Here is a 23,374-nt window from a genome sequence, read left to right as displayed (position 1 = left end):
GTCTCAAAAAGTCCATTTGAATTATTTAATATCTTTTTCATTCAAGAATGGACAGATTCTTTTAAGGATGTATGTAAACACCTATCTATTATTTTTTGGGGCAACCACTTGAATTCTCTTTCAGCAAGTCCCTGATCTCTGCCAATAGTTCAATGTTTTTCGGTGTAGGTACAGTAGTATCCTCTTCATTGTTTGCTTTCCTTCTCAGGTGATTGAACAAACGAACAACAGCAAAGATAGCAATGGCAATTACCAGAAAGTCAATTCCAGCCTGGATAAAACTGCCGTATTTCAATGAAATCATCTCTTGAACTACATTTCCCTGGCCATCTTTCACTTCCTCGCGAATGATATAAGCCAAATTCTGAAAGTTGATTTTACCAACAAAAAGGCTTAACAAAGGCATTACAAGATCATTGACCAGAGAAGTAACAACTTTGCTAAATGCCGTGCCAATGATAATGCCTATGGCCATGTCAAAGACGTTCCCTTTAATGGCAAACTCCTTAAATTCTTTAAGTATGTTCATAAATATCCAATTAAAAATTAGACGCTTAAAAACCAGAAAAGCCTCAATGAGAGGCTTTCATGTTTTAGTAACATATTATATACATAGAGCCTATGAGGCAATTACACGAGAAGCAGCTGTGGTTTGTTGATTTTCAGCAACAAACAGCATTTTTCGTGAAATCCATTTTCAGACTTTATTCAAATGGCAGACAAACTAAAATTCAATTGGAATACTTACCAAAGTCTTGTCCCAAACCATCTGCATGCTTACATCTCCACTGGTTTGATCAAACATGATAGTAAATGGCTCATAAGTCTCTTTAGCTTCAGTAACAGGCACTTCGAAACGTATCAAATCCTTTTCCACATCATATTTATATGCTCCCCATTGTCCTAAATCTTTATTCAAAATGATAGTCCAGGTCTCTTTATTGGGAATAGTAAAGATTGAATAAGTTCCTGCCGGCACTTCATTGCCTGCCAATTTCACATCTTTTGTCAAAGTGATTTCAGTCGCTTCATTGGCACCTGTTCTCCAAATTTCTCCAAGTGGGGCCAAATCAGCATCTTCGCTAAAAGCTTCCCTGCCTCTTAAATGTGGACGGCTATAAGTTACTTTTATATAAGCATCTTCATACTTATAAGTAACTAATCCCAGAGGACTGGGTTTTTGCTTCAAAGCATCTTGCGCAACAGCTTCAAGGCCAGAAAGAGCACCTAACAAGCATATAAGAAGTGTAGTTCTTAATATTTTTTTCATGGTTAATATGATTTATTTAAATTTTAAAAGCAATTTACAATTTTTCATTTCTTCCTACTAAGTAAGCTTTATATTTGTTTATGCAAAAACCACAATTTGAAGATATTTTCATGGAATTGGCAGTAAATTTAGCCAAACGCTCACATTGTATAAAACGTCATGTTGGGGCTGTTCTTACAAAAGATACGAGAATCATTTCTATCGGTTATAATGGCCCTCCTGCCGGCACTCATAATTGTGACGAGGAATTTCCCGGTACCGGATGTGGAAGTGATTCCAAAGGCAGTTGTATGCTTGCCATTCATGCCGAGCAAAATGCCATTATGTATGCAGTAAAAAATAAAGCTTCGGTTGAAAATTCTACCTTATACGTAACTTTGTCTCCTTGTCTGTCCTGTGCACGTATTATCTTTAGTATGGGAATAAAAAAAGTAATCTACTTAAATTCTTATGCTGAATATAAGGGGTTGGATGCAGATGAAGGCTTGGATTTTCTTCAAAAATTTGGGGTTGAAGTTGAAAAATATGAAGGCAATTTAGAAAATGTAACACATATGATATGATTAAATTCTTTACTTTTACAAAAATCAATTTTATGAAAAACCTACAATCCATTCTTTTCCTGGCCCTAATGGCAACCGTACTGTTTTCATGTAACAAGGATAAAGACAGTGTGGAAGAAGTCTCGATTATTGGCGCCTGGACAGTCGAGGAAATGGACTATACTGCTACCCTTAATGGAATCGATATTATTGACTTGTATGTTATTAGTGGAGGATCGGAACAGGAAGCTTTTATTTTTGAGGCCACATTTGAGGCATTTCTTGAAGCCTTAGTGGTTAATTCAGTAGTGGAATTCAATGAAAATAATTCCTTTGAAGTTACCCAGCCAAACGGCACTCCTGAACCAGGTAACTGGGCCATTAATTCAGATGCATCAATGCTTACACTGATTTTTGAAGATGATACTGAAGTAGCTTTAGAAATTGCTTCCTTGGCTACCAATCAATTGGTTCTAAATGGCATATATACTTTACCTATAGAATCCTTGCCTATTGATATTGAATTGACAGGATCGAATGACAGAATAATAATTGATTTCGATTTAAAGCTCATTAGATAAAATTCACCTCAAAAGACAGACCTCCCTTTTCATTTAAATTCTTTAATACTCATATAGACCGTATAGACAAATTGAATTCATCGGGAAAGCAAGGCGTATTATCGAAATAAAGAAAAATACCTTTTAATGAGACTAATTGTAAAAAAAGAAACCCCTATTTTTATTAATTATATAAAATAACAAATCAAATACATGAAGAAATTTAGACTAATAACGATTTTAATGATTGGTACAGTACTATTCCAGTCTTGCAAGGATGATGAAACCACCAATCAAACTGATATTGTTGGCGTTTGGACATACAATGATCTTGAACTGGAAATACTTGTAAACAATCAGGATTTAGCTACTTATTATAGTAGTATTGGAATCCCTTCAGCTCAAGCAGATATTTATTATGAAATTTTTGAAGCTCTATATAAGCCTGATTTAGAAGGGTATAAAATTGAATTTAAAGCTGATAATACCTACCAAACTACAACTCCTGCGGGAGATAGTGATGAATCCGGGACTTATGAAGTAAATGCAGATCTAACAGAGTTAACTACTATAGATCAGGATCAAGTTGAATATATTTACGAAATCAAATCAATCAGTAATTCCTCATTGACTATAGTTTCTTCCGATTCCCAAGAAACAGATATTAATTTTGATGGCACAGATGAAACTTTTATGGCCAACGTTACCCTATTCTTAACTAAATAAAATTCACTTCAGGGTTCAGTGCCACTCCAAATTGATCAAGCACTGAATCCTGAATTTTTTTTGCCAGTATTTCAATAGCCTTTCCACTCCCCTCTCCATGATTAACCAATACAAGAGCCTGTTTTTCATGAACCCCAACACCATTCTCTTTATACCCTTTCCACCCAGCCTTTTCAATTAGCCAGCCTGCTGCTAATTTCACCGTATCAGCATCAAGTACATATCCCGGTATTTCAGGATATTCAGCTTTCAATTGCTCATATTTTTCTTTCGACACAGTAGGGTTCTTAAAGAAACTACCCGAGTTCCCTATTTTCCCGGGATCCGGTAATTTAGATTGGCGGATACTGATTACGGCATCGCTTACATCCTTAATCCGGGGAGAAATAATATTTTTCTCTTCCAGCACTTGTCTTATCACTCCATATTCCAGCGACAACCTGTGTTTCTCAGCTGGTACCAATTTGAATGTTACAGAAGTAATCAGATATTGATCCTTTAATTCAGCCTTGAATACGCTATCTCTATAGCCAAACTGACATGCATGTGTATCAAAAATCTCCAGCTCACCAGTATTTAAATTAACGGCCTCCAATGAATGAAAAGTCTCTTTTATCTCTACGCCATACGCTCCAATATTTTGCATGGGGGCAGCTCCTACCGTGCCCGGTATCAACGAAAGATTCTCAAGACCTCCCAGATTTTGTTCAATGCTGAACAACACAAATTCATGCCAGTTCATCCCTGCCCCAGCTTTTACAAGAACAAAGTCCTCCTGTTTTTCAATTATTTCAAGCCCCTGCATACGATTTATCACAACCAGGCCCTCGAAATGATGACGAAGTAAGATATTACTCCCCCCCCCTATGATTAAATGAGGCTGGTCTTTCCATTGCCAGGTAGAACGCAATTCCAGAAAGTCTGCTACAGAACGAAGCTCTACCAGATATTTGGCAGATAAATCAAATCCAAATGTGTTGAAAGGTTTTAATGACTGTGCTTTTTTTATGTCCACCATAAATAGTTGTTGAAATTACAGACAAATTTTTCAATTTCCTGTAAAGTAAAAGGTGAGTATTGCTTTAAAGCAAGCTGAACTATTATTTATCCAGTTCCTGAAAGGCATGCTCAATTTTCCCTTCTGCTCCTCGAAGTTTAGCTTTGCATATCTTCAGTAGCTCCATTGACTCATCTACCATTTTAGATAATTCATCAATAGGGATATCCTTGTTTTCTATATCGTCCAGCAATGACTCAAGTGACTTCAATGCCTCTTCATAACCAATTTCTTTCTTTTTAGCCATACTGATTAGGTTATTTATTAATAAAAAATCTATTCTATTTCGATTTCCCACTCATCATTCAGGATACTGATAGTGTGGTGAGCCGTTAAATCAAATTGGCATGGTACTACAGAAACATAATTATTAGCTATAGCCCACTCATCATTGTCCTCCCCTTTGTCGAAATTCACAAAATTCCCAGCCAACCAAAAATACCTTCTGCCATTGGGGTCGAAGCGCTGATCAAATTCTTCCTGCCATCTGGCATGAGCCTGCCTACAAATTTTTACACCTTTCAGTGGTTCATTTCTCTTTGGCGGGAAGTTTACGTTAAGTGTGGTGTGTTTGGGTAAACCTGTTTTCAATACCTGTGCAGCAATTGCTTTCACATAATGTAAAGTATGTGAAAAATCTGCATCATGGCCATAATCACACAAAGAAAAACCAATAGAGGGAGTGCCTTCAATAGCCCCCTCAATGGCCGCTGACATAGTACCAGAATATAATACACTGATAGATGTATTACTTCCATGATTAATGCCACTCACAATCAAATCCGGCTTATTGTCCTTTAGTATGTGGTGTTTGGCCAATTTGACACAATCTGCCGGGGTACCGGAACATTTATAAGCTTTTACCTCCGGCCCGTATATATCTGTTTGATCCAATCGTAAGGTGTTTCCGATGGTAATAGCATGCCCCATACCAGATTGTGGACTATCAGGAGCCACTACTATCACTTCTCCAAGCTGTTTCATGGTTTCTACCAAATGACGAATCCCTAAACTGGTTATTCCGTCATCATTACTGACAAGTATTAGTGGTTTTTTCATTAATTGGATTGTACTAAATCGTTGTAATAATTTATAATCTTCACCAGATCCTGTTGTCTGTCAACTTTAAGTCTCTGCTTTTTGATATACCTTACCATCGCATCCTCGTATCTACCAAAATAAGGTAGTAAATCTTTCTTCTTCTCAAGATATAAATTGAGGTCTCCGCTATCGGTCAGAAAATAGTAATCATAAGTCAAAATCTCTCTGGAACCTACTGACCCCATTGGCCGGTACATTGGATTGCCGTACCGGTTCATGTTTTCAATCACCACATATTCACGTGCCATCAAAGTAAGCCTTCCCTCTGCCAGAATTTCAAAAAAGACAGGCACATTCATAGATCCCTTTAACCTGTATGGAATGGAATAGAAATATCTAAACCGTTTAAAAAATTGACAATGGAAGCTGAGAAAAAGCACTTGTTGTGACGAAAAAGTCTTGATTTTGTTATCAACTGCCAGCTGAACCAAATTTGTTTTGAAATCATATTGGATTTGTCCACTCAAAGTATCGCCTTCATCAAGCACAATTTTCCCTGGATGCCACAATTCATTGGGCAAGTTCTGGGCATTTATTACCAGGGCAACATTCATTAACAATATGCAGAAAACAATCTTTATCAAATTAGCTTTTCTTAAGTATGGTATGACCCATTTTATCCCGCTTGGTACGTAAGTAATTTTCATTGTGTTTGTTAGGGGGTATCTCCAATGCCACATTTCCTACAATTTCCAAGCCATATCCTAATAATCCAGCTCTTTTGGTCGGATTATTAGAAATTAATTTTATTTTCCTGACACCCAACTTTCTTAATATTTGAGCACCTACACCATAATCGCGCTCGTCCATTTTAAAGCCAAGGTGTATATTGGCCTCCACAGTATCCATTCCCTGCTCCTGAAGTTTATAGGCTTTCAGTTTGTTCATCAAGCCAATTCCCCTGCCTTCCTGATTCATATAGACAACCACTCCTTTGCCTTCTTTTTCTATCATCTCCATAGCCTGGTGCAATTGAGGACCACAATCACATCTACATGAACCAAATATATCTCCTGTAATACAAGATGAATGAACACGTACCATCACAGGCTCATCTTCTTCCCATTCTCCCTTTACCAGGGCCAAATGATTTTCATGCGTGGTAGTTTGCTCAAATGCCACCAATTTAAAATCTCCAAAATCAGTAGGCATGTTCACATCAATTTTTTCTTCTACCAAAGATTCATTCTCCATACGGTAGGTAATCAAATCCTTGATAGTCACCAACTTCAATTGATGTTGATCTGCCACTTTTCTTAAATCAGGTAAGCGTGCCATGGTACCATCTTCATTCATGATTTCTACCAAAACACCACCAGGAGCCAGTCCTGCCAATCTGGAAAAATCAACAGCAGCTTCAGTATGCCCTGTTCTGCGAAGCACCCCGCCCTGTTTAGCTTTTAAGGGAAATATGTGTCCCGGTTTACCCAACTCCTCAGGTTTGGTGTTAGGATTTACCAAAGCTTGAATAGTTTTGGAGCGATCACTGGCAGAAATGCCGGTAGTAGTTCCATGACCAATTAAATCAACTGAAACTGTAAATGGAGTCTCAAATTGTGCAGTGTTTTTTCCTACCATCAATTCCAGGCCCAACTCTTCACAACGACTTTCTGTAATAGAAGCACATATAAGTCCACGTCCGTATTTAGACATAAAATTGATGATTTCAGGAGTTACTTTCTCAGCAGCGCATATAAAATCACCTTCGTTTTCACGATCTTCATCATCAACTACAATAATTATCTCGCCATTTTTTATTGCCTCAATGGCTTCTTCAATACTATCTAATTTTGTTTTTTCTGATATCATATAATTCAAAAAACTAATAAAAAACAAAGGTACTATAAATTTTTAGCACCTGACTTATTTCCGGGAAAATGCTTGGAATGCAAGCTTAAGAATTTAAAGATAGATTCCATACAAATAATGGTTTTTTGGTGTATTAATTTACAGTAAGAGATCGTAATCCTTGCTAACTTAAAGCATGTCACTGACCGCACACTTACAAGGACAGGTTATTAATTAAAAAGGATTTTATACCATCCAAATGACACTTCTGCTTGCCATAAAGTTCCATTATAAAAACACCAACCATCTGGCAATCAAGGAAAAGACTACTTCACAACTACCATCCCCAACAAGTTACCAATTTCCAGTTTGGCCTGGTTCAACTGCATTTGATACTGCAATAGCTTACCTTCTTCTATAGTAGAGTCTGCGGTTTTTAGTTTCTGCATATTTTGATCCAACAAATGCAGAATAGAACGATGCTTAAGCCTTAGCACATGAATGTAAACAGAATCATTTAGGATATGTTTTTCATGCACTGTGAAAATCTGAAATTTGTTTTCCCAGTTCTCACTTAAAGTATACCTATCTGTAAATAGGGAGAAAATTTCCTTCCTTACTTCCTCTGATCCATTTTTTATAAAGTAGGCCTCATTCAATATTTTTCTCTTCTCCAGATTGTGCCTGAATTCCTGAAGAATCTCCGCATATACGGGATGCACAAATTCCGCATCGCTTAATTCTTCAAGCAGGTAATCCATCACAAGAGTATTTCCTTCTATTGGTAAATCACCATAACTTAATAGCAAGCGTATACTTTCTTTCTCCTGGATGGCAGCAACATCAAAAGGAGAATATTTTTTCTGAACCTGCTCAGGTGCCTGGCTGAAGCTTTCGTTTAATTGGTTGACCTGTCTTTGGGTAATGTCGCCTTTTGCCTGCTTTTCCCTTAGGAGTATTTTATTTTGTTCCGTAATAAGCAATGCTTCATCAATTTCCAGTATGTTACTGCATTCTTTGATGTAAATAGCACGTTTTACCGGATTAGGAATTTTAGCAATAGATCTTACAATATCCTGGATAGTTTCAGCCTTTTTGATAGGATCCTTTTTGGTTTCCTCCAATAGCAAATCAGATTTGAACCTGATGAAATCCGTGGCATTGTTTTTTAGGTATGAAGAGAATTCCTCATCTCCCATTTTGCGGGAATAGCTGTCAGGATCTTCCCCATCCGGGAAAAGCACCACCTTTACATTAAGCCCACCTTCCAAAATTAAATCTATCCCCCTTAAAGATGCCTTAATTCCGGCTGCATCACCATCAAAAAGCACAGTAATATTCTCAGAATACCTGCTAATGAGCCTGATTTGATTAGTGGTAAGCGAAGTTCCTGAAGAAGCCACTACATTTTTCACTCCACTCTGGTGCAAAGAAATCACATCGGTATAACCCTCCACCAAATAACAATTCTCCAGGGTTCTTATATGTTGCTTGGCTTGTGCAATACCATATAGCACATCACTTTTATGGTATACTTCAGTTTCAGGGGAATTAATGTACTTGGGTTGCTTTTTATCATTGATTAATATCCGTGCCCCAAAAGCGATGGGTTTGCCAGCTACTGAATGAATAGGGAAAATGACCCTGTTACGAAAACGGTCATAAGTTTTGTCTTCCTTTTTGATGATTAAACCTGCTTTTTCCAGTAACTCTTCTGAATGGCCAGCCTTTTTTGCAGCTTTTAAAAAGCCATCCCATTCATTAAGAGAATAGCCTAAATCAAATTCCTCAATCGTATTATTGGAAAAGCCCCGTTCTTTAAAATAGCTTAGGCCTATGGATTTTCCTTCTTCATGCTCATGAAGCAAGCCTTTGAAATATTGAGCAGCAAAATTAAGAATGATGAATAAACTTTCACGCTCATTATATTTTACCTGATCCTCAGGAAGCATTTCATCTTCTTCAATCTCAATGCCGTATTTTTCAGCCAGTTGTTTGATGGCTTCAGGAAAGCTGAGCCCTTCCAAATCCATAATAAATTGAATGGCATCCCCGGCTTTTCCACATCCGAAACACTTGTAAATCCCTTTATTGGGAGATACAGAGAAAGAAGGTGATTTTTCCTGATGAAACGGGCAACAGGCCCAGAGATTCTGGCCTTTCTTTTTAAGTGGAACAAAGTCTGAAACTACTTCCTCAATATCAGCCCTTTCCTGTACATCTTGAATGGTTTTTTGACTTAAATTCACGTATTTTTGATATTTTTCAGGGTTTAAACTAAGCTTCTCACAACTAATTCCCGTCTAACATTGTTAGCTAATTCGAATAAGTTTAACTTGCATTGCGAATAGCAAAAGTAAGTTTTTTTAAGCATATAATTTATGGCCATTACACAAGATAATATAATTAAGGCATTGAGTAAAGTACAGGATCCTGATCTCAAAAAGGATTTGGTTACTTTAAACATGATTGAAGACATTAGCATTGATGGGAATGCCATTTATTTCACTGTAGTACTCACTACTCCGGCTTGTCCATTAAAGGAATTAATCAAAAATGATTGTATTGATGCTATTCATAAATATGTAGATGCTGATTTGCAGGTTTTTCCTAATATGACCTCCAATGTAACTTCTACAAGAAGTACAGCTCCGCTATTACCTAATGTGAGAAATATTATTGCCATAGCTTCCGGCAAAGGTGGCGTGGGTAAATCAACTGTTTCTGCCAACCTTGCTGTATCATTGGCTCAATCAGGTGCCAAGGTAGGTTTAATCGATGCGGATATTTTTGGACCTTCCATTCCTACTATGTTTAATTGTGAGCATGAACAACCGGAAGTAAAGGAAGTAAATGGTAAAAATATTATTATACCAATTGAACAATACGGAATAAAATTGATTTCAATTGGTTTTTTAACTCCTCCTGACAATGCAGTGGTTTGGCGTGGCCCGATGGCCAGTTCTGCCTTAAAACAATTTATTGGCGACACGGACTGGGGCGAACTTGATTATTTATTGATAGATTTACCTCCCGGAACCAGCGATATACACCTTACAATGGTACAAACTATCCCTGTAACCGGAGCGTTAATTGTTACTACACCACAAAAAGTAGCTTTGGCGGATGCACAAAAAGCAGTGGGTATGTTTAAACAACCACAAATAAATGTACCAATTCTAGGACTGGTAGAAAACATGGCATATTTCACTCCTGAAGAATTACCAGATAATAAGTATTTTATATTTGGTGAAGGTGGTGGTTACAAACTCAGTGAAAAATATAACATTCCTTTCTTAGGACAAATACCATTGGTGCAATCAATACGTGAAAGTGGGGATAACGGCTACCCTGCCTCTATGAAAGAAGGGGTAACCGCAGATGCATTTAAGGATATTTCAGAGAAATTAGCAAGACAAGTAGCCATAAGAAATGCAAATATGGCCGGAACAACTAAAGTGGAAATGATTAATTAATGTTATGGAAATATTAGATAGAGTTGAGAAAGCATTGGATTCCATCAGGCCTTACTTAAAAGCAGATGGCGGGGATGTGAGAGTGTTGGACGTTAATGATGATGGCTTGTTAAGGTTAGAGTTATTGGGTGCTTGTGGCAGTTGTCCCATGTCAACCATGACCTTGAAAGCCGGAGTAGAAGAAGCTATCAAGAGGGCTGTACCGGAAATCACCTCAGTAGAAGCTATAAATATCACCTCTGCTGATGACCCAAACGCAAAGCTGCCGGAAACCATGCGATAAATATTTTCACTCCTGAAATTTACATTGATCAAAAATGATGTAGATCAACCTATGAATAATAGGATAATTTTTATTAAATTTCAGTTGGTATGGTTAGTGCAAATCTTGATCATATTTAAAGTTTAAACATTTTTCCAAGGATAATTGTATTTTCATCATGTACAAATGCACACTCGAATGTTTATTGAAATGGATTGTATCGAGTGTGATTATTTGCCTCTATTTATCAAGCCCGCTTTTAGGGCAAAGGTGTCCTGTACCTGAATTAGTTGAGGAAAGAGACAAGAAAAATCCTACCCTCAATTCTCATCAGTTTGAAAAATGGATACAGGAAAAAATTCAGCTAAGGAAATTGGAAGAGCCGACTCAAATGAGAGCGTCCGCACGAAGCCAAATAGTACAAATCCCGGTAGTATTTCATATTGTCCATAAAGGAGAGCCTGTAGGTGTTGGCACCAACCTCTCTCAGGAAAGAATAGATCGACAATTAGCCATACTCAATGAAGACTTCAAAAGATTAAATAGTGACACAACTGAAACGCTGTCACAATTTAAAAACCTTGCCGCTGATATAGAAATTGAGTTTATTTATGCTCAACAGAATCCTGATGGATTTGAAACAAATGGTGTTGTTCGAGTATTAGGAAGTCAAAGTACCTACAGCTATCAAAACAGGGAAATTTTAAGTGCACAAAGTTATTGGCCTGCTGAGGACTATCTTAACATTTGGGTAGGAGATCTATCAGGCACAAGCCTGGGATGGGCGGAGTTTCCGGTTTCCAATCTCCCGGGTCTGACAGAAGCAAGCAATAACAGGTTAATAGATGGCGTGAGCCTGGATTATGTATATTTTGGAGAAAACCCCTCCAGCCCAAGTTTTGAAAGTAAAGGAAGAACAGCCACACACGAGATGGGGCATTTCTTTGGGTTACGCCATATTTGGGGAGATGGAGGTTGTTCCGTTGACGACTTTTGTGCTGACACTCCGGAATCCAATTCAAGTAGCACCGGATGTAACTTATCCAAAACAACTTGTGGTTCGTTGGACATGGTACAAAATTTCATGGACTACACCAATGATGAGTGTATGAACCTATTTACCATGGATCAAAAAGCAAGAATCAGGACTGTGTTAGACAATAGCCCCAGACGAGCCAGCCTAACCACCTCCTCAGGATTGGAGCCTCCTGAAATTTTTGATAACGATCTGGCTTTATTTCCCGCCAATGAGCTTTTTAATAGCGCATGTTCCAATTTTTTCAGCCCAAAAGTAATTGTCAAGAATGTTGGACTTCTTTCTGCCAATAATTATGAGATTCAATTGATAGTTGATGAGAATGTAGAGGAAAGTATTGTTTCTACAAAGGAATTAGCTCCGGGGGAATCAGTAGAAATCACATTTGCCCCATTAAGCTTTGATGAATATGGAGATTATGAAATCACCTATGAAGTAGAAACTGAAACTGGCCAGATAGATGAAAGGCTTCATAATAACGCGATTAATGAATATGTACAAACCCTTGAGCAAAGAACAGTTCCCTACCAAAGGACATTCAATAACGGTTTTGCGGATTGGCAAATAAGAAATGAAGACGGGGAAGAAACCTGGATGCAATTAAATGGGTATGCGGGTATACCCTTTTATGATAATAAGCACAACATAGGAGAACGGGAACAATTAATTTCTCCCATTTTTGATTTTACTCAAATAGATGTTCCTGAATTATCATTTGTATTTTCTCAATCGGCTGATACCCTGCCGCACAGATTTAATATTTATGCCTCCTATGACTGCGGAGAAACTTTTAATGATTTGATTTTTTCATCAACCAATCAACCTTTATTGACGTCATATTCAGTGGATTCTGCCTTTGTGCCAATGCACAGATTAGATTGGGATACTATCAATATTGATCTAAGTCGTTTGAAAAATGAACCCTCTGTATCTTTTAATATTCTAGTGGAAAACAGAAATGCCAACAATTTATATATTAGTAGCTTCTCTATTCAGGAATCCTCCAAGCCTGACAAGAGAATTAGCCCTGTGAGATGGGTAAATACTAACCCTCTGTTTTGTGAAGAATCTATACAGGCTGATTTGGAAATTGAAAATACAGGAAGATCATTGGTCAACTCATTTGATTTGCAAATTCTGAATGAAAATACTGTAGTATATACAACAACAGTGAATGAAATGCTAACTGTCGGAGAACGTAAAACAATTTCGCTCCCTAACCTCCATCCAAATGATGATGAAGGGGAATTCCGTATAATAACCTCAGTAACAAGTGATGAACAGCTAATTGAACAAAGCTTATACTTGCCCTATAAACAGGACTGTGAAGAAGAACTCCCTCCTCTACGACTGTCATTAGAAGACAAGGCTAAAGACAATTGGTATACCTTCAATCCGAATGACAATGGTGGCTGGGGTTATAATGCTTCCCTTGATGTAGTAAGTAGTGAATCTGCAGAGGTTAATATAAAAAAGCAGGAAGATTGGTTGATAAGCCCGTTGCTTGATGTTAGTAAAGTACAGTATTTAGGTTTAATTTTTGATATCGCCTATCAAAAGCCATACAGACAAAGTGAATCATTTAAGATATTGGTATCAGATGAAAGAGGAGAAGTTTTTAACTCCCTGATTTATGACAGGGAGGGCGACTCACTGGCCACATCTTTTGGCAATAGTGAATCTGAAGAATTGGTTTGGCGTAATGAGTTCCTGGATTTGTCTCCATTTGTATATCGTGAAAAAATCAGATTGGCTTTTAAGGCCACTCATGACAATGGACAAAACATCTATCTAAAAAATATTTCATTTTTTATCGGGCGAAATGCGCCTCCCGCTTTCCCTCTCACAAAGGAGTCGTTCGTAGTCTATCCGAATCCAGCAACAGATAAAATCAACCTTCACCTAAACCTTGATAATGCCACTGAGGGATTTTTTCAAATTACAGACCTGCAGGGAAAGGTGATAGTTGAATTCGAGGAACCCAAGCTACTTAACCAATTTATTACTTTTGATATTTCCCGATTGGCCCATGGAATGTACTTATTGCATTTGCGCACTGACACCATGCGTAAAAGTGCCAGGTTTATAGTGGCCAGATAAAGTATTGACCATTGTCTGAATTAAAAGAACAATAATTGGATTACATCTCTGTGAATACAATGATAATTTCTGAATAACCTTTACTTTTGTGTAGTTTGTTTATTATTGAACACTCAAAATCCATAGTATTAAAGTAATTTAGTTTTTCGAACGCTATTTTTACGACAACAACAAAAATTAAATGAGAATAGGTATATTTTTTGGTGGCCAATCAAGAGAGCGGGAAATTTCCTTTGCAGGTGGCAGAACGGTTTATGATAACCTAAATAAATCCATTTTTGAGGCGGTTCCTATCTTTATAGATAGTGTTGGCCATTTTATTCTGCTCGATTGGCAATTTATATATAAAGGCACCATTAGGGATTTCTACCCTCCGGTAGATTATATGCCATCCTCAAAGTATCCCATTCAGGTTTATGCAGAATCTTTATCACAGCTTAATGAGACCGATTGGGAAAATCTAATTTCACAAGTCGGTAAAAAAATCAGTCCGGATCAGTTATCTAAATACATCGACTTCGCTTTTCTGGCCTTACATGGGCCATATGGGGAAGATGGTAACATTCAAGGAATTCTGGAATGGTATGGAATCCCCTATAGTGGAGCAGGTATTTTACCATCTGCCATTGGGATCAATAAAATTGCCCAAAAGCAACTGATCAGCCAGTCAGGTTTTGCAGTACCTAAAAGTCGTACTCTCAGCAGGAATGAATGGGATAACTATAAAAAAGAAGAAATTTACACTACTTTAAAATCACATATTGGACTCCCAATGGTCATTAAATCCCCTCATCAGGGTTCGTCCATAGGAGTCAGTATCCTTAATGATGATGATGATGTTGAACAATTCCATCAATTAATACAAAAAAGTTTCTTTATTCAGGAAATTGTTTCTGAAGAATGGCAGGCGTTGAATGAAAATGATAAAATTAAATTCATCGCCCGATTGGTAGATATAAGGGAAGGCGTTGGCTTACCGGTTCAGGTAGGCAAGGAGCTGATCTACACTCCTGATGCACTCATAGAATTTTTGGATAGAAACACATCCAACCATCAAGGGAAAATCCAGCTGCAGTCTTTGCAAACAGAAAATGAATTGTTAATTGAATCATTTATAGAAGGAAAGGAATTTTCCTGTATTGTCATTCAGGATGAAGACGGCAACCCCATAGCCTTGCCTCCAACAGAAATAAGAAAAGGTAAGGATGTATTTGATTACCGATCAAAATATCTTCCGGGTATCAGCAGAAAAATCACCCCTATCAATGAAGATTTAGATGTAATAGAAGATATCAGGAAATCATGTTCCAGGCTTTTTAAGGCATTGCAAATCAATGTATATGCCAGAATTGATGGATTCATTGGAAAAGATGGTGAGATTTACCTCAATGATCCCAATACTACTTCAGGCATGTTGCCTTCTTCTTTCTTTTTTCACCAGGCCGCAGAAATAGGGCTTAATCCATCCCAATTTTTAAGTTACATTATCCGTACTTCGCTGGCTGAAAGATTAAAAACAGGGAAGAATCATATTGCCATCCAAAAGATGATTAATCGATTGGATGATGGGCTATCAGCTCTGAAAACACAGGAGAAGAAAAAAATCAATGTGGGAATTATTATGGGAGGCTTTTCAACGGAAAGACATATTTCTGTTGAAAGCGGACGAAATATATTCGAAAAACTTTCCTCTTCAGAAAAATATTTTCCTATTCCTATCTTCCTAACAGGTGATGAAACAAAACATGAGCTTTATGTTTTACCTATTAATATTATGTTGAAGGACAATGCCGATGATATTAAAGAGAAACTGAGTAATTACCACTCACACCCTATCATAGAGCAAATAAAATTTGAATGTCAAAACATTACTGAAAAATATGTAGCTCATTCCATTACCTCCTTCCAAAAAATAGCCTATCATAATTTAACTGATTTAATTGATGTGGCATTTATTGCCCTTCATGGACGGCCTGGGGAAGATGGTGCTGTGCAACAGGAACTGGAAAAATTAAATATCCCTTATAATGGTTCAGGTGTTGAAAGTTCTCAGGTAACTATCAATAAATTTGATACTAATAAAAAACTACGGGACCATGGAATTTTAGTGGCTGACCACCGCCTGGTATATGAAGAAGAATGGATAAAAGAAAAAGATTCAACATTAGAAAGTATTGAAAAGCAGTTAAAATATCCACTGATAGCCAAACCTGCCGATGATGGATGTAGTTCCGCTGTTAAGAAAATCAAAAACAGAAAGGAACTCGAAGCTTTTGCAGGAATGATGTTCAGGCCGGAACCACAATTTATTGAAGACTTAGCCAATGTACTTCAACTGAAACGCAATGAAGAATTCCCTCAAAAATCATTTTTCCTTTTAGAGGAATTAATTGAAAAGAAAGGAGCTCAGTACTTTCTTGAAATCACAGGAGGTTTGCTGACACACTATGATCAGTCAGGAAACATTAATTATGAAATATTTGAGCCCTCCGAAGCGTTGGCTAGTGGGGAAGTGTTAAGCCTGGAAGAAAAATTCCTGGCCGGGGAAGGACAAAATATTACTCCCGCCAGGTATACAAAAAATACTTCTGAGTACAAGCAGATAGCGGAACAAGTGAAAGCAAGTTTAAGGAAGACAGCAGAAATTCTTTCCATTGAAGGGTATGCAAGAATAGACGCTTTTGTAAGAATTTATAATGATTTAAAAGTGGAAACCATTATTATTGAGGTAAATTCCCTGCCAGGAATGACTCCGGCCACCTGTATATTTCATCAGACAGCCATTAATGGGTATAAACCCTATGATTTTATTAACGAAATATTAGAGTTTGGTATGGAAAGGACCAAAAAATTATCTGTAAAACATGAAGATTAAAAATAACTCACTTAAAAGTTTATTAATTCATATCGGAATTATTATAGGCTTAGGCATCATTCTTATTACCACTTTTTTTTATATCTATCTGCCTGTTAAAACCAACCATGGAGAAAGCATTACTGTACCTGATTTAACAGGATTACAGTTAGAAGAGCTGAATGAATTTCTCTTGAAAAGAGACCTCCGGTATGAAGTAACACCAGATTCAGGATTTTCTGCCCAGTACCCGGCATTTACTGTGTTATCGCAAACACCTAAACCCGGGGATAAGGTAAAAGAAAACCGTAAAATTTATATTTCTATCAACGCCAAAAATCCTCCTAAGATTAAAATGCCAAAATTAGTAGATGGCTCTTTAAAAAATGCACAAATGGTGCTGGAAAGCTACGATTTAAAATTAGGAGAGATTATATATGAACCCCATGAATTCCAAAATGCGGTATTAAAACAACAAATAGATGGCAAAATAATTGAAGCCGGCACCGAAATTCCTAAAGGTTCAGTAATAGATTTAGTGATTGGGAATGGCTTGGGAAGACCATTTTCAATGCCTGACTTAAGTGAAAGCATGCAGGAAGAAGCTGAATTTATTATTAAAGGAAATGGCTTAAGGTTAGGCACGGTAAATAAAAAACAAGTAGAAGATAAAGCCGCAGGCCTTGTGATCCAGCAATATCCTGAAGCGGGAGAATCAGTGCGCACAGGAGGAAGAGTAGATATTTGGGTGGTAGCATCCAAAACAGAAGATGATTTAATAGTACCGGAAGAACAATAAGAAAGCAATACATGGCCCATAAAATATTTTTTTTTACCATTCTTTTACTTTGGCAAACAGGGGCATTAGTAGCACAGATTAGTGAACATCCAATAGGGCATTTGCAACAAGTAGATAAATCTACTCAAAGAAAATCTGTTGTTACTGATACACTGAACCTCCCCTTCTGGGATGATTTCTCAAGCAGTGTAAACACAGTGGACACTTCCTTGTGGCAATATGGATTGGATATCTTTGTTAATAATACCCAGGCTTACTTACCTCCCTCTTTCAATGTGGCCACTTTTGATGGGTACGATGGCAATGGAACCGCTTACTCCACTAATTCACAGGCAAGGGGAATAGGCGATAGTTTAATATCAATGCCTATTGACTTATCCTCCTATAGTGAAACCAGTAATGTTTACTTAAGTTTTTTCTGGCAAGAAAAACATGGGGAACAAGCCCCCGACTCTCAGGATTCGCTTTTATTAAGTTTCAGAAACTCTGACAATCAATGGGAAAGAGTATTTAAACAAGGAGGACAAGGGCTTTCCTCTCCCACTTTATTTCAGCAAGTTTTTGTAGCTGTGAATGAAGAACGGTTTTTACATAGTGGCTTTCAGTTTAAGTTTGAACTACTAAGTAATCTGGCTGGAGACTTTGATGTATTCAATGTAGATTATATCTACTTGAATGAAGGAAATACTCCTGTAAATACACAAAACCATGCCTATGACTCATACGAGGACAGAACATTTGCCAAAGCACCCCAAAGTATATTGGGCGATTATTATGCCATTCCCCTAAGCCATTTAAATGAGGACTGGCTTCTTGACAACCTTCAGGAAACCAATTTTATCTATAATAACCTTTGGGCAGGAAATGCAAATAACCCACTATTCGGTACTGAAATTTTTGGTACTTTAACTGATAGTTTAAAACCTGTTTTCATTATTGATTCACTCCAAATCAACGGTAATTTTCTGACACAAAACCAGGACACTGCACTTTTTACCGCTCAAAGCAGACAACCACAAAAATTAATTGATCACCTATTACAAGAAGCAGAAACTGAAGATTCGGTTTATTTGAAATTAAGTTTAAACCTGGGAACCAATGACAGCTTGTTTTTTGAAACCATTAATGGCGTTAAGGAATACTACCCAAACCTAAGCTTTAGGGCCAATGATACCATTTCCATTGTTTACCCTTTGCACAACTTTTATGCGCAAGATGATGGAACTGCTGAATCCAGTATTCGATTAAACTCCAAAAATTATCAACTAGCCCAGGAGTTTAACATCTTAGGAGAGCATTACATGACAGCGATTGATATGTACATTCCCAATTCTGCACAGAATGTTGGCACCAGAAACATAACATTATTGGTGTGGACCCAGCTGACAAATGATCCCAACGATATAAAGCTAGCACAAAATGTATTGGTAAATGAAGCACAGGGAATCAACAATTTTCAGCGATTTGAATTTGAGCAACCTTTGTTTATAGGAGGTCAAATATACATTGGCTATAGAGAGGAGAATGATGATGTTATTTCAGTGGGGTTTGACAAAAACTCTAACAGTGCAACCGATTTATTTTATAACCAGAGCGGTTCATGGGAACCCAACACCCTGTTGGAAGGCAGTATAATGATCCGGCCTGTCTTTGATGATATAAGTGATGTGGTTTCCAATAAAAAGCCTACCGAATTCCCCATTGCCCGCATTTACCCCAACCCTAACCGGGGACAATTATTTGTAGACCAGGCATTCGATCAGTTAACTATCTTTGGTTCAGATGGGAGAATTCATCTGGATATATTATCAAAAAACAACAGAAATGAACCTATTGATATAAGTAATTTAAAGAATGGATTATACCTGGTTCGTATTTTAAATAATGGCAATGTCCAGACTTCAAAACTGTTGTTAAGAAAATAGGCTGTTGATTTAAATCTTAAACTTTCCGAATTTGATATTTGCTTATTTACGATGAAATGCGCCAACATTCGAATGGCCCAATCCCTTGAAATTTGGAAATTTTTGCCAATCCCTTTGAAAAAGTGTTTTGCTTTTATTGAGTTAGTGCCTTAATTAAATAACAAAAAAGGGCACCGAAGCACCCTTTCTAAAATTTAATCTTCCTGTTTATTTACTTGCTTGCCCATTAGGAATGCTTTGATGAAATCATTCAGATCACCATCCAGTACATTCTGAACATCGGTACGTTCCACCCCAGTACGGGCATCCTTTATCAGCTTATAAGGATGAAGCACATAATTACGGATTTGAGATCCAAAGTCGATTTTCATCTTTCCTGCCTCTACTACATCACGCTCTTCATTTCTCTTAGCTACTTCACGTTGATAAAGTTGGGATTTTAGCATTTTCATAGCCTCTTCTCTATTACCCAGTTGAGTTCTCCCTGCCTGACACACTACCACTATACCTGTTGGCTTGTGAGTCAACTGCACCTTAGTTTCCACCTTGTTCACATTCTGTCCACCGGCACCACCAGAACGCGAAGTGTGCAGTTCTATTTCCGATGGATGAATATTGATCTCAATTGTATCATCCACTACAGGATATACATAAACAGAGGCAAAGGAAGTATGTCTTCTTCCTCCGCTATCGAAAGGAGAAATACGTACCAGGCGATGAACCCCATTTTCAGATTTCAGGAAACCATAAGCCTGAGGCCCGTCAAATTCCAGAGTTACTGATTTTACCCCGGCCACATCTCCTTCCTGGAAATCAACCTCTCTTACTTTATAACCATTGGACTCACCCCACATGATGTACATACGCATCAAAATACCTGCCCAATCGTTACTTTCAGTCCCTCCTGCTCCAGGATTGATTTGAAGCATGGCAGAAAATTGATCTTCTTCCGAAGAAAGCATTTTCTTCAATTCCAGGTCTTCCACTTTGTCCATGGCTTTTTCATAAGCCTTAATAACCTCAGCTTCAGTCGCCTCCTCCATCTCGTAAAATTCGTATAGAGTTTCAACATCACCATACAAATCGCTAAGGGTCTCGAACTGTTTAGTCCACTCCCGAATAGCCCGGATTTTCTTCATCGTCTCCTCAGCCTCATCGGAATCATTCCAGAAGTCCGGCTGGGCTGTGAGCATTTCTAATTCTTTAATATCTTCTACTTTGGTATCGTAGTCAAAGATACCCCCTCAAGGCATTAACACGAGCCTTTAAATCTTTCAGTTGGTCAGAAGTCATAATGACACAGATTTATATTAATTGTGAAAAAAAATTGAAAATTATTGTTACAATGTCTTTTAGTTAAGCTTCTATTAATACCTCAATCTTCCATCCTTCTAAGGGGAGAAGAGTACTGTCTTCACTAAACGACATTGATTATTATTGTATAAAAAAGCCGTATAGAGCTATGTCTATACGGCAAAATTTAATAAGATATAGTTTTTTAAACCATATGCAACCAGCCGAATTTATCTTCGGATTCACCTGATTTTATGGCATCCAGTGCTTTTAATACTTTGTTCGAGAATTTACGTTCTTCAATAGCCGGTAAAGTATAATCAACTCCCTCGTGACCAATTAGCTTTATATGAGCAATTGTAGCGGCTGTTCCCGCCCCAAATGCTTCTTGCAAGGTACCATCTTTAGCTGCCTGAATGATTTCATCAACAGAAACCTTTCTTTCTTCTACTTGCATACCCCAGTCACGTGCTAAGGTAACAACAGAATTTCTTGTTATTCCATTTAAAATAGTAGAGCCTATTTCAGGCGTAATTAAGGTGTCATTGATAACAAACATGATATTCATTGTACCGGATTCTTCAATGTACTTATGCTGTTTCGCATCAGTCCATAGTAATTGATGATATCCTTGTTTCTGAGCTAAACGAGCAGGATATAAAGCTCCTGCATAATTACCTGCTGCCTTGGCAAAGCCTGTACCTCCTTTTGCTGCACGCGTGTAAACAGATTCAATTTTTACTTTTACCGGCTCACTGTAATAAGAACCAACAGGACAGGTAATAATCATAAATCGATAAGTATCAGATGGCTTTATGCCTATATAATCATCCATTGCAAAAATAAAAGGCCTGATGTATAAAGAATTGCCATTCTGGTTAGGAATCCAAGCGCTATCTATTTTTAATAACTTTTCCAGGGCCTGCATAAACAACTCCTCAGGTACTTCAGGAATACACATACGCTCTGCAGACTTATTTAATCTGCTGGCATTAGCCATTGGCCTGAAAATAGTAGTTTGCCCGCTCTTGGTTTTATAAGCTTTTAACCCTTCAAAGACAGATTGCCCGTAATGTATGACACTTGATGCCGGAGCCAAAGAAAGATTCTCGTAAGGCTGAATTCTCAAATCTGTCCATTCACCATCTTTGTAATCGGCAATGAACATATGATCAGAATAAATTCTTCCGAAAGGGATATTGTTGAAATCTACTTCCTCAATTCTGGATTTTTCAACCTTTTTAACGGATATTTCTAAAGTATCTAGCATTGTCATGGGATAAATTTAAAAGTACAAAAATAGTGAAAATAGGGGGGATTTCCAAGACTATTTTTTAGGAACCCAGGGCACTTCAGTAGCATTCAACTCCTTTGTGACCATTCTTGAAAGCACAAATAAGTAGTCTGAAAGCCTGTTAAGATAGATAACAATCACTTCCTCAACAGGTTCTGAATCACCCAGGGCAACTACTCCCCTTTCCGCTCTTCTACAAACCGTTCGTGCTATATGTGTATATGAGACAGAAGCATGACCTCCCGGCAATATAAAGCTTTTCATAGAAGGCAGCTTCTCATTCATCTCATCAATAGCTTTCTCCAAACGTTCAATGTCTGTATGAGTGATTTCCGGAATGGCAAATTTCCTTTCCCCTCCCTCATTGGCCAAATGCGAACCAATTGTAAACAATCGATCCTGAATTTCAATCAGCAACAACAACCTGTTTCCATTTACCGGCTGATCCCTCAACAGTCCAATCCAAGAGTTTAATTCATCTACATTTCCATAGGCATCAATCCTTCTGTCAGCTTTGGAAACCCGTGAGCCGCCTAACAACGAGGTTTTACCTTTATCTCCTGTTTTGGTATATATCTTCATTCTGAATACTATTAATTTGAAAACACGATGTTAAGCATTTAACCCCCTTTTGCAAAGTAAAGTTTTATCTTTTAACAAGCAGACATAAGTTTAAAAGTAGAATCCGGATTAGGTTTCTCATGAAAAATGATTTTGTAATATTTTTTGCCTTGCATATATTCATACATGAAGCCTGTGGCTTGCATTCTGGTCAGGTACGGCTATAAGCCGTCAGATCGTTAGTTTTAATTATTTACTAAAACCGTTGGTTGATAGTTTCTTTACTTCTAGCTTATAATTGAGGCTTGAAGCAAAGCTCGGTACCTGCCTGAACGATTTCAATGCGATTTTGAGAAAACACTACTATGATTTACTGTTTATTTCACTCCTACGGAGTTTTTGTTCAGGCTGCTGGTTTTTCTATTAGGATTTTACCCCATGGGGCAAATCAGCCTGATTGACTGGTATGATTTGTCTTACTATTTGATAGATTGACTTGCACACTTTAAGAAGATTAAACCTATAATTTTGACTTTTCCTGCTCGCTTGTGAGACACAAGTCAAGGGCTAGCAGAGTATGTTGGCCATCTGGTCAGTATGGAATCAAGTGACTTTGCCTCGCATATACTCTCGGCCGTGGTTCGTGTCTCACGAAACACTTGAATTTCCACTTAGAATCGTAAAATTTTTCGCACCTGCGTTTCCACAAATGCTTTGGAATAATAGGTAA

At 37.6% G+C, this 23,374-nt stretch carries 20 protein-coding genes; 9 read left to right on the top strand and 11 right to left on the bottom strand.

The window, feature by feature from the left end; translation table 11 throughout:
* Positions 1 to 88: 88 nt before the first annotated feature.
* Positions 89 to 529 carry a large-conductance mechanosensitive channel protein MscL gene (mscL, locus tag JKA74_RS07570; RefSeq protein WP_201430556.1) on the bottom strand — a complete coding sequence of 147 codons (441 nt, stop codon included), beginning with the start codon at positions 527 to 529 and terminating at the stop codon, positions 89 to 91.
* Between the two features lie 195 nt (positions 530 to 724).
* Positions 725 to 1,270 carry a DUF2911 domain-containing protein gene (locus JKA74_RS07565; protein WP_201430555.1) on the bottom strand — a complete coding sequence of 182 codons (546 nt, stop codon included), beginning with the start codon at positions 1,268 to 1,270 and terminating at the stop codon, positions 725 to 727.
* An 80-nt stretch (positions 1,271 to 1,350) separates the two neighbouring features.
* Between JKA74_RS07565 and JKA74_RS07560 the strand changes: the two genes are divergently transcribed.
* The 3 genes from JKA74_RS07560 to JKA74_RS07550 all read left to right on the top strand — a co-directional run bounded on the left by JKA74_RS07560 (position 1,351) and on the right by JKA74_RS07550 (position 3,098).
* Complete coding sequence (locus JKA74_RS07560; protein ID WP_201430554.1) at positions 1,351 to 1,833, top strand: deoxycytidylate deaminase; 483 nt, start codon at positions 1,351 to 1,353, stop codon at positions 1,831 to 1,833.
* A 32-nt stretch (positions 1,834 to 1,865) separates the two neighbouring features.
* A complete protein-coding gene (locus JKA74_RS07555; RefSeq protein ID WP_201430553.1) occupies positions 1,866 to 2,393 on the top strand; it encodes a lipocalin family protein in 528 nt (175 codons plus the stop codon).
* 192 nt (positions 2,394 to 2,585) lie between these two features.
* Positions 2,586 to 3,098 (top strand): lipocalin family protein, encoded by a 513-nt coding sequence (locus JKA74_RS07550; RefSeq protein WP_201430552.1) that lies wholly within the window; start codon positions 2,586 to 2,588, stop codon positions 3,096 to 3,098.
* Here the strand turns inward: JKA74_RS07550 and murB are convergent.
* The 6 genes from murB to dnaG all read right to left on the bottom strand — a co-directional run bounded on the left by murB (position 3,091) and on the right by dnaG (position 9,293).
* A complete protein-coding gene (gene murB / locus JKA74_RS07545) occupies positions 3,091 to 4,116 on the bottom strand; it encodes a UDP-N-acetylmuramate dehydrogenase (RefSeq protein WP_201430551.1) in 1,026 nt (341 codons plus the stop codon). The two genes, JKA74_RS07550 and murB, sit on opposite strands and share 8 nt — an antisense overlap.
* Positions 4,117 to 4,198: 82 nt before the next feature.
* Positions 4,199 to 4,402 carry an exodeoxyribonuclease VII small subunit gene (gene xseB, locus JKA74_RS07540; RefSeq protein ID WP_201430550.1) on the bottom strand — a complete coding sequence of 68 codons (204 nt, stop codon included), beginning with the start codon at positions 4,400 to 4,402 and terminating at the stop codon, positions 4,199 to 4,201.
* 29 nt (positions 4,403 to 4,431) lie between these two features.
* Positions 4,432 to 5,214, bottom strand: a complete 783-nt coding sequence (gene surE, locus JKA74_RS07535) for a 5'/3'-nucleotidase SurE (protein WP_201430549.1) — start codon at positions 5,212 to 5,214, stop codon at positions 4,432 to 4,434.
* Positions 5,214 to 5,840, bottom strand: a complete 627-nt coding sequence (locus JKA74_RS07530) for a hypothetical protein (protein ID WP_201430548.1) — start codon at positions 5,838 to 5,840, stop codon at positions 5,214 to 5,216. The genes surE and JKA74_RS07530 overlap by 1 nt, the downstream gene beginning before the upstream one ends.
* Before the next feature lies 1 nt (position 5,841).
* Positions 5,842 to 7,065, bottom strand: a complete 1,224-nt coding sequence (locus tag JKA74_RS07525) for a bifunctional 3,4-dihydroxy-2-butanone-4-phosphate synthase/GTP cyclohydrolase II (protein WP_201430547.1) — start codon at positions 7,063 to 7,065, stop codon at positions 5,842 to 5,844.
* 305 nt (positions 7,066 to 7,370) lie between these two features.
* A complete protein-coding gene (gene dnaG / locus JKA74_RS07520; RefSeq protein ID WP_201430546.1) occupies positions 7,371 to 9,293 on the bottom strand; it encodes a DNA primase in 1,923 nt (640 codons plus the stop codon).
* Between the two features lie 132 nt (positions 9,294 to 9,425).
* Between dnaG and JKA74_RS07515 the strand changes: the two genes are divergently transcribed.
* The 6 genes from JKA74_RS07515 to JKA74_RS07490 all read left to right on the top strand — a co-directional run bounded on the left by JKA74_RS07515 (position 9,426) and on the right by JKA74_RS07490 (position 19,496).
* A complete protein-coding gene (locus tag JKA74_RS07515; RefSeq protein ID WP_201430545.1) occupies positions 9,426 to 10,520 on the top strand; it encodes an Mrp/NBP35 family ATP-binding protein in 1,095 nt (364 codons plus the stop codon).
* Between the two features lie 4 nt (positions 10,521 to 10,524).
* On the top strand, positions 10,525 to 10,803 hold the full coding sequence (locus JKA74_RS07510) for a NifU family protein (RefSeq protein WP_201430544.1): 279 nt from the start codon (positions 10,525 to 10,527) through the stop codon (positions 10,801 to 10,803).
* Positions 10,804 to 10,960: 157 nt separating this feature from the next.
* A complete protein-coding gene (locus JKA74_RS07505) occupies positions 10,961 to 13,918 on the top strand; it encodes a M43 family zinc metalloprotease (protein WP_201430543.1) in 2,958 nt (985 codons plus the stop codon).
* A 181-nt stretch (positions 13,919 to 14,099) separates the two neighbouring features.
* The gene (locus tag JKA74_RS07500) at positions 14,100 to 16,793 is read left to right on the top strand and encodes a D-alanine--D-alanine ligase family protein (RefSeq protein ID WP_201430542.1); all 2,694 of its coding nucleotides are present in this window, start codon (positions 14,100 to 14,102) and stop codon (positions 16,791 to 16,793) included.
* Positions 16,783 to 17,571, top strand: a complete 789-nt coding sequence (locus JKA74_RS07495) for a PASTA domain-containing protein (RefSeq protein WP_201430541.1) — start codon at positions 16,783 to 16,785, stop codon at positions 17,569 to 17,571. Before JKA74_RS07500 ends, JKA74_RS07495 begins: the two co-directional genes overlap by 11 nt.
* Positions 17,572 to 17,582: 11 nt before the next feature.
* Entirely contained in the window at positions 17,583 to 19,496 is a 1,914-nt protein-coding gene (locus JKA74_RS07490; protein WP_201430540.1) for a T9SS type A sorting domain-containing protein, read from the top strand.
* Between the two features lie 194 nt (positions 19,497 to 19,690).
* On the opposite strand, the gene prfB is transcribed toward JKA74_RS07490, so the two are convergent.
* From prfB to JKA74_RS07475, 3 genes are all read right to left on the bottom strand, one after another.
* A protein-coding gene (prfB, locus tag JKA74_RS07485) for a peptide chain release factor 2 (RefSeq protein ID WP_201430539.1) occupies positions 19,691 to 20,789 on the bottom strand; the annotation gives its coding sequence in 2 pieces (ribosomal slippage) (positions 19,691 to 20,728 and positions 20,730 to 20,789; 1,098 coding nt in all).
* 205 nt (positions 20,790 to 20,994) lie between these two features.
* Complete coding sequence (locus JKA74_RS07480) at positions 20,995 to 22,059, bottom strand: branched-chain amino acid aminotransferase (RefSeq protein ID WP_201430538.1); 1,065 nt, start codon at positions 22,057 to 22,059, stop codon at positions 20,995 to 20,997.
* Positions 22,060 to 22,116: 57 nt separating this feature from the next.
* Positions 22,117 to 22,665 carry a cob(I)yrinic acid a,c-diamide adenosyltransferase gene (locus JKA74_RS07475; RefSeq protein WP_201430537.1) on the bottom strand — a complete coding sequence of 183 codons (549 nt, stop codon included), beginning with the start codon at positions 22,663 to 22,665 and terminating at the stop codon, positions 22,117 to 22,119.
* Positions 22,666 to 23,374: the final 709 nt, after the last annotated feature.

The sequence above is a fragment of the Marivirga aurantiaca genome, from assembly GCF_016679925.1.
Lineage (GTDB): Bacteria > Bacteroidota > Bacteroidia > Cytophagales > Cyclobacteriaceae > Marivirga > Marivirga aurantiaca.
This window is presented reverse-complemented; position numbering and strand designations above follow the sequence as displayed.

What these genes read in the sequence shown, in the direction of transcription:
- JKA74_RS07515 (WP_201430545.1), top strand. Translation starts at nt 9,426, where the DNA reads ATGGCCATTACACAAGATAATATAATTAAGGCATTGAGTAAAGTACAG.
- surE (WP_201430549.1), bottom strand. Translation starts at nt 5,214, where the DNA reads ATGAAAAAACCACTAATACTTGTCAGTAATGATGACGGAATAACCAGT.
- JKA74_RS07505 (WP_201430543.1), top strand. Translation starts at nt 10,961, where the DNA reads ATGTACAAATGCACACTCGAATGTTTATTGAAATGGATTGTATCGAGT.
- JKA74_RS07510 (WP_201430544.1), top strand. Translation starts at nt 10,525, where the DNA reads ATGGAAATATTAGATAGAGTTGAGAAAGCATTGGATTCCATCAGGCCT.
- JKA74_RS07495 (WP_201430541.1), top strand. Translation starts at nt 16,783, where the DNA reads ATGAAGATTAAAAATAACTCACTTAAAAGTTTATTAATTCATATCGGA.
- JKA74_RS07500 (WP_201430542.1), top strand. Translation starts at nt 14,100, where the DNA reads ATGAGAATAGGTATATTTTTTGGTGGCCAATCAAGAGAGCGGGAAATT.
- JKA74_RS07490 (WP_201430540.1), top strand. Translation starts at nt 17,583, where the DNA reads ATGGCCCATAAAATATTTTTTTTTACCATTCTTTTACTTTGGCAAACA.
- JKA74_RS07555 (WP_201430553.1), top strand. Translation starts at nt 1,866, where the DNA reads ATGAAAAACCTACAATCCATTCTTTTCCTGGCCCTAATGGCAACCGTA.
- JKA74_RS07475 (WP_201430537.1), bottom strand. Translation starts at nt 22,665, where the DNA reads ATGAAGATATATACCAAAACAGGAGATAAAGGTAAAACCTCGTTGTTA.
- xseB (WP_201430550.1), bottom strand. Translation starts at nt 4,402, where the DNA reads ATGGCTAAAAAGAAAGAAATTGGTTATGAAGAGGCATTGAAGTCACTT.
- JKA74_RS07480 (WP_201430538.1), bottom strand. Translation starts at nt 22,059, where the DNA reads ATGCTAGATACTTTAGAAATATCCGTTAAAAAGGTTGAAAAATCCAGA.
- murB (WP_201430551.1), bottom strand. Translation starts at nt 4,116, where the DNA reads ATGGTGGACATAAAAAAAGCACAGTCATTAAAACCTTTCAACACATTT.
- mscL (WP_201430556.1), bottom strand. Translation starts at nt 529, where the DNA reads ATGAACATACTTAAAGAATTTAAGGAGTTTGCCATTAAAGGGAACGTC.
- JKA74_RS07525 (WP_201430547.1), bottom strand. Translation starts at nt 7,065, where the DNA reads ATGATATCAGAAAAAACAAAATTAGATAGTATTGAAGAAGCCATTGAG.
- JKA74_RS07565 (WP_201430555.1), bottom strand. Translation starts at nt 1,270, where the DNA reads ATGAAAAAAATATTAAGAACTACACTTCTTATATGCTTGTTAGGTGCT.
- JKA74_RS07550 (WP_201430552.1), top strand. Translation starts at nt 2,586, where the DNA reads ATGAAGAAATTTAGACTAATAACGATTTTAATGATTGGTACAGTACTA.
- JKA74_RS07560 (WP_201430554.1), top strand. Translation starts at nt 1,351, where the DNA reads ATGCAAAAACCACAATTTGAAGATATTTTCATGGAATTGGCAGTAAAT.